The organism is Pseudopedobacter sp., from assembly GCF_040392825.1.
In the GTDB taxonomy this organism is placed as follows: Bacteria; Bacteroidota; Bacteroidia; order Sphingobacteriales; family Sphingobacteriaceae; genus Pseudopedobacter.
The window spans coordinates 1-9,948 of sequence record NZ_JBEBVH010000144.1; the positions used below are offsets into that span (position 1 = coordinate 1).

General features: G+C 36.0%; 10 protein-coding genes. 5 read left to right on the top strand and 5 right to left on the bottom strand.

Annotated features, from left to right (window positions below; genetic code table 11):
- The 3 genes from ABWO41_RS11190 to ccoN all read right to left on the bottom strand — a co-directional run.
- A partial coding sequence (locus ABWO41_RS11190; RefSeq protein WP_353137714.1) for a 4Fe-4S binding protein occupies positions 1–421 on the bottom strand: 421 nt, incomplete at its 3' end.
- A 66-nt stretch (positions 422–487) separates the two neighbouring features.
- Complete coding sequence (locus ABWO41_RS11195; protein WP_353137716.1) at positions 488–1,426, bottom strand: cbb3-type cytochrome c oxidase N-terminal domain-containing protein; 939 nt, start codon at positions 1,424–1,426, stop codon at positions 488–490.
- 191 nt (positions 1,427–1,617) lie between these two features.
- Positions 1,618–3,735 (bottom strand): cytochrome-c oxidase, cbb3-type subunit I, encoded by a 2,118-nt coding sequence (gene ccoN / locus ABWO41_RS11200; RefSeq protein ID WP_353137718.1) that lies wholly within the window; start codon positions 3,733–3,735, stop codon positions 1,618–1,620.
- A gap of 275 nt (positions 3,736–4,010) precedes the next feature.
- Here ccoN and ABWO41_RS11205 point away from each other — a divergent pair, with 275 nt between their 5' ends.
- From ABWO41_RS11205 to ABWO41_RS11225, 5 genes are all read left to right on the top strand, one after another.
- The gene (locus tag ABWO41_RS11205; RefSeq protein ID WP_353137720.1) at positions 4,011–4,337 is read left to right on the top strand and encodes a hypothetical protein; all 327 of its coding nucleotides are present in this window, start codon (positions 4,011–4,013) and stop codon (positions 4,335–4,337) included.
- A gap of 129 nt (positions 4,338–4,466) precedes the next feature.
- On the top strand, positions 4,467–6,092 hold the full coding sequence (locus ABWO41_RS11210) for a SulP family inorganic anion transporter (RefSeq protein ID WP_353137722.1): 1,626 nt from the start codon (positions 4,467–4,469) through the stop codon (positions 6,090–6,092).
- A gap of 12 nt (positions 6,093–6,104) precedes the next feature.
- On the top strand, positions 6,105–6,749 hold the full coding sequence (locus ABWO41_RS11215; protein ID WP_353137724.1) for a carbonic anhydrase: 645 nt from the start codon (positions 6,105–6,107) through the stop codon (positions 6,747–6,749).
- Positions 6,750–6,898: 149 nt separating this feature from the next.
- A complete protein-coding gene (locus ABWO41_RS11220; RefSeq protein ID WP_353137726.1) occupies positions 6,899–7,432 on the top strand; it encodes a hypothetical protein in 534 nt (177 codons plus the stop codon).
- 99 nt (positions 7,433–7,531) lie between these two features.
- Positions 7,532–7,915, top strand: coding sequence for an acyl-CoA thioesterase (locus tag ABWO41_RS11225; RefSeq protein WP_353137728.1), 384 nt, complete (start codon positions 7,532–7,534; stop codon positions 7,913–7,915).
- Between the two features lie 84 nt (positions 7,916–7,999).
- Here the strand turns inward: ABWO41_RS11225 and ABWO41_RS11230 are convergent, their stop codons facing one another.
- Together ABWO41_RS11230 and ABWO41_RS11235 are read right to left on the bottom strand one after the other, a co-directional pair.
- On the bottom strand, positions 8,000–9,205 hold the full coding sequence (locus ABWO41_RS11230) for a bifunctional 3,4-dihydroxy-2-butanone-4-phosphate synthase/GTP cyclohydrolase II (RefSeq protein WP_353137730.1): 1,206 nt from the start codon (positions 9,203–9,205) through the stop codon (positions 8,000–8,002).
- A 125-nt stretch (positions 9,206–9,330) separates the two neighbouring features.
- On the bottom strand, positions 9,331–9,948 hold a 618-nt coding region (locus tag ABWO41_RS11235), incomplete at its 5' end, for an LptF/LptG family permease (RefSeq protein ID WP_353137732.1).

Here is a 9,948-nt window from a genome sequence, read left to right on the forward strand (position 1 = left end):
TCCATTCTCCTTCGTCTAATTTTTTCCTTGCCGCAGGCTCTCCTTCTATCCAAATCTCTATTTTACGAAACACCAACTCAAGAAAAATTGTTTGAGGGCAAATCCAGCCACAGAATACCCTACCAAAGGCTATCGTAAAGAGCACGATACTGACTAAAGCTAATAAAGAAGCCAATACAAAAATGAAAAAGTCTTGTGGCCATATTACCTGTCCAAAAATGATAAACTTCCTTTCTATGACATTTATTAGTAGTAACTGATTGCCATTGATCTTAAGAAATGGCGCTACAAATAAAAATAACAATAACGTATACCCTAAAAAACTACGATACGTATAGAATTTATCTTTTCTCACCAATGGATACAGCCATCTTCTCTTGCCATCAGCCTGTACGGTACTATGGTATTGTATATCTTCCACTTTTTAAAATTTTAGTCTTTTCCCTGAAAACAAGATCAGTGCACTTAGTTAAGTGCACTGATCTTGTTAAATTTCTTTTACAGTTTCTGTATGAGCACTTTCCTCTACAGGTTCTTCACCTGTATCTTCAACTCCCTGCGGTTCTTTTGCACCTGCGGGATTAGTACCTCTTAAAGATTTAATATAACTTGCTAACTCTGCAATTTCTTTAGGAGTTAGCTGTTTCTCCCATGAAATCATACCTTTATCAGGCACACCGTATTTAATGGTTTTAAAAATGCTTTTAACAGTTCCTCCATGTAACCAGTAATCATCGGTAAGATTCGGCCCTACGGTTCCCTGACCTTTGTCTCCATGGCAGGCTACACAATTTTTCTCGAAAATTGCTTGTCCGGCACTAATAACAGCAGGATCATTTGAGTAGGTTACTGTATTTTCATCCACTCTATTAGCAGATTGTGCAAGAAATGCTTCTTTGGCAGCCTCTGCCTGTTCCATTTCTGCTATATATTCGTCTTCCTGAGATTTACCTAATTTAAAAACATGGAAATTCAATAAATAAACCACTGCAAAAATGATAGTTCCATAGAATAAATACATAAACCACCCCGGGGTTGGATTATCCAATTCTTTAATACCGTCGAAGTCATGTTCTATTACTATATCTTTTTCTTCTGAAAGTGGTCTTAAAGAAAGAACTTTTTGCCAAAAAGTACGTTTTTGCTTTACTTTTCCAACCTGTTGTTCTACCGCTACGCCTAGCTGAACTTCTGGCTTACTATCTTTTAAGAGGATAGCAGCCATTACCTTAAAAGTGTTTAAAAGAACCAAACAAACAATCAACACAAGCACCAATGTAAAAACAATAGCACCTACGCCTATATAATTCATCAGTTCTGTAGTAGTCATCCTTCCTTCTTCGGCAAATGCGTTTCCGGCACCAAAAGTCAAAGCTGACAATAAAAATATTGAGGTCAATTTTTTCATATCCTGTTTTTTATTCATTTATCTGGTTTTCACTTTCCATAGGAAGTCCACTCATATATGTTGTATGATTTTTTTTCATTTTGATCAACATAATAGTTGCACCTATAAAAAAAGCTATGAATATGAGCAGAGATATCAGTAAATAAACCTCATCTCCTGCTAGATTACTTATTTGTTTAAACATGATTTTATAATTTTTTGATGTTTAACTAATTTTTCTTTTCTGCTTTGATATCAACTCCCAATCTTTGCAGATAAGCTATTATTGCTACCATTTCAGAAGTTGGAGAGACTTCTATATTATCTGCTTTTAGACCTGCAGTAATGTTTTCTGCCTGTTTCATTAAATCATGGTTGGCTACATTCTCATAGCCTTCGGCATAAGGAACCCCAATTTTTCTTAGTGCATTAATCTTAGAAGCTGTTGATGTGGTGTCTATTTCCTGTATGGCTAACCAATCGTAAGAAGGCATAATACTTCCCGGTGTCATACTAGACGGATCTATCATATGATTATAATGCCATGCATGGCTGTATTTTCCTCCTACCCTATGCAAATCTGGCCCTGTACGTTTAGAACCCCATAAAAACGGATGGTCGTACACAAACTCTCCTGCTTTACTATATTCGCCATAGCGCTCGGTTTCACTTCTGAAAGGCCTTACAGTTTGAGAGTGACAGTTTACACAACCTTCTTTAATATATAAATCGCGTCCCTGTACCTCTAATGGAGTATATGGTTTTACACTGGAAATAGTGGGTACGTTAGAACTTATAAAGAACGTTGGAACCATCTCTACCAAACCACCGATTAAGATTACTACTAAGCTTAAAACAAGCATAGCAATTGGCTTACGCTCTAATCGTTTATGAGCAGTTTCTCCTTTGATATGGTTTTCTACCGGTAATGGCAATGCTTCGGCATATTCCTGTTCTACCAGGCTTCCAGCCTTAGCAGTTTTTACCAGGTTGTAAGCCATAATAATAACTCCACTCAGGTACATAACTCCCCCCAGAGCTCTTAACATATGCATTGGAATAATCCTTAACGTGGTTTCAATGAATCCCGGATATTTCAACATTCCCTCTTCGGTAAACTCTTTCCACATTAAGCCTTGGGTGAAACCGCTCCAATACATTGGGATTGCATAAAAAAGAATACCTAATGTTCCCAACCAGAAATGGGTTGAAGCTAATTTTTTAGAGAACAATTCTGTTTTGTAAATTCTTGGAATTAACCAGTACATTACACCAAACGTTAAGAAACCATTCCATCCTAAAGCACCAACGTGAACGTGAGCAACAATCCAATCTGTAAAGTGCGCAATAGCGTTAACTTCTTTTAAAGAAAGCATGGGACCTTCGAACGTTGCCATACCATAACAGGTAAGCGCAACAACCATAAATTTTAATGTCACATTGTCTCGAACTTTGTCCCAGGCACCTCTTAAAGTTAGTAACCCATTAATCATACCTCCCCAACTTGGAGCGATTAACATGATTGAAAAGGCGACACCAAGAGACTGTGCCCATCCTGGCAAGGATGTATATAATAAATGGTGAGGTCCTGCCCATATGTAGATAAAAATTAGAGACCAAAAGTGAAGTATACTTAATTTATAAGAGTAAACCGGTCTGTTTGCCATTTTTGGCAGGAAATAATACATCAATCCTAAATAAGGAGTTGTGAGGAAAAACGCAACTGCATTATGGCCGTACCACCACTGTACCAAAGCATCCTGTACACCTGCGAAAAGATAATAGCTTTTAAATGCAGAAACCGGAATCTGAAAGGAATTAACAATATGCAATACAGCTACGGTAACAAAGGTTGCTATATAAAACCAAATGGCCACATACAAGTGTTTCTCTCTGCGTTTGAAAATTGTTCCAAACATATTTACTCCGAAAACTACCCATACAATTGTCAGAAGAATATCTATTGGCCATTCCAATTCGGCGTATTCATGAGATGTTGTAATTCCAAGAGGCAAGGTTATAGCTGCCAGCACAATAACTAACTGCCAACCCCAAAAATGGATCTTACTTAAAACATCGCTAAACATTCTGGCCTTTAACAATCTTTGTAGCGAGTAATAAACACCCATAAAGATTGCATTTCCTACAAATGCGAAGATCACCGCATTTGTATGTAGCGGCCTAATTCTACCAAAAGTAGTGTACTGAGAACCTAAATTTGCCGAAGGACTAAATAACTGTGTTGCCGCGAGCACCCCCACAAGCATCCCAATAATCCCCCACACCATCGTGGCAATGGCAAAGTTCCTTACAATTTTGTTGTCGTAATAAAATTTGTCAGGTTGCATAAATTATAGCTTTTTTGATGGTGTAAAGCTATCTCAACCCGAATGACAATAGAATGACTTTGAGCTTAGTGAAATATGAGGAATATCACTTTTTATTAATACCACACAAAAATTCAGACAAATCAACTGAAAATCAATAAATTAAAACAAATATAGATTTATCAAAAAATGCCAAAGAAATTTAATCTTTTTGTAATCTTAATATTTTTTTCTTGCACTTTTTATATCTAAAAAATATATTTGGGAACATTTAAATTGAAACATCAATAATTTTTATGTCTAAAGCAACAATAAAAAAGAGAATAGCAATCATTTTTCTTATGGTCTTTTCGGCCAAAATGGTTCTATCTGTTGCTCCGCTTTTCATAAACATAGATAAAACAACGGTAAATGCAGTCATTTTACAACTTGAGTTGGAAAATGAAACTCATGAAAATTCAAAAGACACCAATGTTAAAAAAGCAATAGACATATACGGCGTTTATGATTTATCTTTATTGCCCATAGAGATGGACGTAAAGACAAAATATCATATAAAGCCAAGAAATTATATTGAATCTTTTTTCCCTTCTGTTCCAACCCCTCCGCCTAACATAGGTTAACTAATCTTAGCTTATATTCTTGAAATGCGTGGTGCATTAGAGGATTGTTGTGTTTAAAATTCCGTTGTGATTTTTTATCGAACGTAATTTTCAAGGAGTTTATTAAACAAAAGATTTATTTAATCGAAAATGAAAAAGGAAAAAGATTCTTTGTTCCCGGGTTTCAATGTATCAAAATATTTGAGGCCTGAAACAATGAAAAAGGACTTCACATCAAGTATTGTTGTATTTTTAGTGGCGCTACCTCTATGTTTGGGCATTGCACTGGCTTCCGGGGCTCCCTTATTCTCTGGTGTTTTAACGGGAATAATAGGTGGTTTAGTTGTAGCTTCTTTTAGCGGATCTCAATTGAGTGTGAGCGGACCTGCCGCCGGTTTAACAGTTATCGTTCTAAATGCAATTACACAACTAGGAGCGTTTGAAACATTCTTACTTGCTGTAATTATTGCCGGACTCATCCAAATTATACTCGGTATTGCAAAGGCAGGAACAATAGGAAACTATTTTCCGTCTTCAGTAATTGAGGGAATGTTAGCTGCCATTGGTATCATTCTTATTCTGAAACAAATCCCACATGCACTGGGATATGATGTTAGCTACTTTACCGATGAAAATACTACAGCAGAAAAACAAAGTGCATTTGAGGCTATTGCAACAGCTTTTCAGAATTTACAACCTGGTGCGGTACTTATTACTTTAGCTTCAATGGCTATTTTAATATTCTGGCCAAAAATTAAAAAAGTAAATGTAATTCCTGCGCCACTTTTAGTAGTTATTGCGGGAGTTTTATTAGCGCATTTTTTTAGCAATACAGGTTTAGCTTTAACTCCAGAACATCTGGTACAGATCCCTATTGTATCCAGCTTTGGAGAATTTACTAATCTTTTTGTTTTTCCAAACTTTGGACAGATTTTGAATCCAGATGTATGGACTGTTGCTATTACTATTGCTGTAGTTGCTTCGCTAGAAACACTTTTAAGTATAGAAGCTGTTGATAAGATAGACAAGCAAAAAAGAGTGTCTCCTACAAACAGAGAGTTAGTTGCACAAGGTATCGGAAATAGCGTAAGCGGTATGTTGGGTGGTTTACCTATGACATCGGTTATTGTTCGTTCTTCGGCAAACGCAAACTCGGGTGGACAAACTAAGCTATCAGCCATTTTTCATGGTATATGGTTATTGGTTGCGTTACTGGCTATCCCTTCAGTCATAAATATGATTCCTTTAGCTTGTTTGGCTGCTATTTTATTACTTACAGGGTATAAACTGGCAAACATTTTATTGTTTAAAAAAATGTGGAAGCACGGTAAAGATCAGTTTATCCCGTTCTTTGTCACTGTTTTAGCTATAGTTTTTACTGATTTACTAATGGGAGTTGCTATAGGAATGTTAATTGGTGTTTTCTATTTGTTAAGAGCTAACATGAGAAACCCTTATTTCTACAAGCTGGAAAATGAAGGTAAACAAAAAACACTCAGACTCAAATTGTCTGAAGAAGTTTCATTCCTTAATAAAGGAGCCATACGCTACACCTTAACGCATATACCACAGGGTGCAAAAGTCATAATAGACGGTTCTAACTCCAAATATATAGATAGAGATGTACTCGAAATTATAGAGAACTTTCATCAAAATGCCTATAAAAACAAAATAGAGGTTGATTTGATCAACATTAGGCCTATCTATCAATTACCAAAACTGGAAGAGGTCTTACCGAACAAAAGTGAATTAAAAGAAGTTATTGAACAGAATTAAAATTAAAAAGTCATGATAGAAACAAATCATATAACATACGAATCTCTTTTATTAGGAAATAAAAACTGGGTAGAAAAAACATTACAGGAAAACCCGGATTATTTTGAAAAATTGGCCTCGGGACAAAAGCCTCCTATATTATGGATAGGCTGTTCTGATAGCCGTGTCCCTGCTAATCAAGTCACGGGGACTTTACCGGGCGAAATATTTGTTCACAGGAATATTGCTAATGTAATTGCCCACAACGACTTAAATATGCTGAGCGTTTTGGATTATGCGGTTAATGTGCTTAAAGTGAATCATGTTATTATCAATGGTCATTATGGTTGCGGCGGTGTTGCAGCAGCTATGTCCGACAAACAATTCGGACTAATTGATAACTGGTTAAGAAACATTAAGGATGTTTACAGAATACATAAAGAAGAGGTAGATGCCATTCAGGATGAGGAAGCAAAAATAAAAAGAATGGTTGATCTTAATGTGATAGAGGGTGTTCATAAGCTAAGTGCAACCGCTATTGTACAAAATGCATGGGCAAAGGGACAAGACCTTCAGCTTCATGGTTGGGTACTGGATTTAAATACGGGTTTAATTAAAGACCTCGAAGTAAGCTGTACCAGCAATGTTTCATTCGACAAAGTTTTCAAAATTGCTTAGTTGATATATAGTTGATTAGCCGCTTTTATAGCGGCTTTTCTTTTCTGCTATTTTCCGTAACTTCTCCCAAAAAAAGATACCTTAAACACCCGTATCTTTTTAATTTATTTGTGTAAATTTCAATAATACTTAATAATAAAATACTAGTTATGATTGACAAAATTAAAGAGCTTATTAACCAAATAGCTCAACAGCAAGTACAAAATACGGAAGGTATTTCTAACAATTTGGGCTCTGATGTTGCCAGAGAGACTGGTACATCTATAATTTCCGGATTTAAAGATGCTATCTCTAATGGCCAAATAAATGATATTGCAGGATTAGCCAATGTAAATTCTATAACATCAAACCCTGTAGTGCAAAATATAGTTCAGAGCTTGAGTGCTAAATTGGGAAGCAATTTCGGTATAGACACACAAACCGCTGCAAATTTTTCGCAATCTGTCATTCCTCAGATATTAGGGTCTATTTTTTCCAAAGCTAAGGAAGGAAATAGCGGATTTAATATATCAGACATTATTTCTTCGTTATCTGATGGGCAAGGCAGTGGATTATTGGATTCCCTTAAAGGGATCGGTTTAGATCAAAATGGGGACGGACAGGTTAATTTTCAGGATGCCATCTCTGCTTTGGGCAAGAAAGGTGGATTGGGAGATATTTTAGGTGGCTTCTTTAAGAAATAGTTCTTCTATTTTTCACATTATATCCTATAATTAATTGTTAAATATGAGGAAGCTGCCATTTAACAAACACCCGTAGAATCTTTATCCTTATATTTGTTAATGACCAAAGAAGAAAAGATACTTGCCTGTAGAACCAGCGTATTTAAAACTGTATTCCCAGATATTACAAACCATCATAATACTATGTTTGGTGGCGCTGTAATGGCTATGATGGACGAAATAGCTTTTATTACTGCAACGCGTTATGCCAGAAAAGCTTTTGTTACCGTCGGATCTGATAAAATCAGCTTTATTAAACCAATTCCCGCAGGAAGTTTCGTTGAACTTATTGGTAATATCATACATGTTGGCAATACCAGCATTAAAGTGCTGGTTGAAGCGTACGTAGAGGATATGTATTCAGATTATAGAGAAAAAGCATCTACGGGAGAATTTACTTTGGTTGCGGTTGGTGAAAATATGAAACCTGTTAAAATAGAATAAAAAAATCGGAAGAAGATTCTCCCGATTTTTTTTGAATGATAATGTAATTTATTTTTTGGTCATTATCTTTTCTCTAAAAAGCAATTACGGATTTTTCATGATGGTATGTCCCATCTTATCCCGCTTTGCCTGTAAATATCTTTCGTTATGTTTATTAGAAGCTATTTCGATAGGAACATTTTCTACAACTTCTAACCCATAGCCTATTAAGCCTGCTCTTTTTGTAGGATTGTTTGACATTAATCTCATTTTACGGACTCCCATTTCTCTTAAAATCTGGGCTCCTACCCCATAATCCCGCTCATCCATCTTAAATCCCAGTGCAATATTAGCCTCGTAGGTATCTAATCCCTGTTCTTGGAGGTTATAACTTTTTAGTTTATTAATCAAACCAATTCCCCTACCCTCCTGGTTCATATAAACAATTATTCCTTTTCCTTCTTTCTCAATCATTTCCATCGCCTTATGCAATTGAGGTCCGCAATCACATTTACACGAGCCAAAAATATCTCCCGTTACACATGAGCTGTGCACCCTGGCCAAAATGGGCTCGTTAGGCTTCCAGGCCCCCTTCGTTATAGCCAGATGATTTTCTCCGGTATTGACCTGAGTGAAGGCAACCATTTGAAATTCGCCCCATTCAGTCGGCAGGTTAACAGAAACCTCTCTTTTTATTAATGACTCTTTTTCTAATCGGTATGATATCAGATCTTGAATTGAAACGACTTTCATATTCCATTTCTTTGCCATCTCCAATAATTCTGGCAAACGAGCCATTTCCCCTTCTTCATTCATTACCTCGCAAATAACACCGGCTGGCTCCAATCCTGCTAAAACAGATAAATCAATTGCAGCTTCGGTATGACCAGTTCTTCTTAATACACCTCCATTTTTAGCTATTAAAGGAAATATATGTCCTGGTCTGCCCAAATCAGATGGTTTGGTTTCCGGATCTATCAAGGCTAGAATGGTCCTGGATCTGTCCGAAGCCGATATACCTGTCGTACATCCTTTACCTAATAAATCTACCGTTACTGTGAAATTGGTTTCTAATGTTGCGGTATTTTTCCCCACCATCAGATCTAACTCCAGTTCTTTTCCTCTTTGTTCGGTAATAGGTGCGCAAATTAAACCTCTTCCCTCTTTGGCCATAAAGTTAATTACCTCTGGGGTGGCGTATCTGGCTGCTACTAAAAAATCACCTTCATTTTCGCGGTCTTCATCGTCTACAACAATGATGATTTTTCCATCTTTTATATCTTGTATTGCTTCTTCTATCGTATTTAACATATAAGCATGTTCTTATTGCGATCTTCTTTCAAAAAATCTATCAAAGTTACTCAAATTTACTTAGGGTAATTTAAATCAAAAGCAATAATAATGTAACATCTGAATGAAGATGAGACTTTAATTGTCTATTGTTTTTCTTTTCTTTTAAAGAGTTTTTTAAACAAGTTTTTATAGTAATCTATATCAAATAAAGCAGAATCTGCTGTTGCTTTATATGTAAGAAATAATCCTAAAGGAGTTAACACAAAAATAGCTATCCACATACCCATTAATGGTGATATGGTACCATCTCTGGCCATTTTCTCGCCAATTGTACTAATAATATGGTATATCAGGAAAAAGATAACCGATACAACCACCGGAAGCCCTAAACCTCCTTTTCTAATAATAGCTCCTAAAGGAGCACCTATAAAAAATAAGACCAGACAGGAGACCGATAGCGTGAACTTTCGGTTATATTCAATAATATATCTGGTTATTACCTTAAAAAGGTCTTGCGTTTCTACACTTCTGTTTTCAATATTATCTTTTACAGTTCTCGCATTCTGGGATGCATTCTCTATCACCATATCTTTCTGATCTTCTTTTAAGCCCGCTAATACGCCTTCTTTTTTAAGATCCAGTTTCTTATTTACACCTTTACTTTTTTTATACGCAGCTGTCTGATAGAAAATTTTATAATTAGGTTTTATTTGTTTGTAAAGGTCGTTGGTTAAACTATCAAAGTATTTGGTACTTGCTAA

Excerpts from the sequence above, each read along its gene's own strand:
- ABWO41_RS11195 (WP_353137716.1), bottom strand. The coding sequence starts at position 1,426 with ATGAATAAAAAACAGGATATGAAAAAATTGACCTCAATATTTTTATTG.
- ccoN (WP_353137718.1), bottom strand. The coding sequence starts at position 3,735 with ATGCAACCTGACAAATTTTATTACGACAACAAAATTGTAAGGAACTTT.
- ABWO41_RS11205 (WP_353137720.1), top strand. The coding sequence starts at position 4,011 with ATGTCTAAAGCAACAATAAAAAAGAGAATAGCAATCATTTTTCTTATG.
- ABWO41_RS11210 (WP_353137722.1), top strand. The coding sequence starts at position 4,467 with ATGAAAAAGGAAAAAGATTCTTTGTTCCCGGGTTTCAATGTATCAAAA.
- ABWO41_RS11215 (WP_353137724.1), top strand. The coding sequence starts at position 6,105 with ATGATAGAAACAAATCATATAACATACGAATCTCTTTTATTAGGAAAT.
- ABWO41_RS11220 (WP_353137726.1), top strand. The coding sequence starts at position 6,899 with ATGATTGACAAAATTAAAGAGCTTATTAACCAAATAGCTCAACAGCAA.
- ABWO41_RS11225 (WP_353137728.1), top strand. The coding sequence starts at position 7,532 with ATGACCAAAGAAGAAAAGATACTTGCCTGTAGAACCAGCGTATTTAAA.
- ABWO41_RS11230 (WP_353137730.1), bottom strand. The coding sequence starts at position 9,205 with ATGTTAAATACGATAGAAGAAGCAATACAAGATATAAAAGATGGAAAA.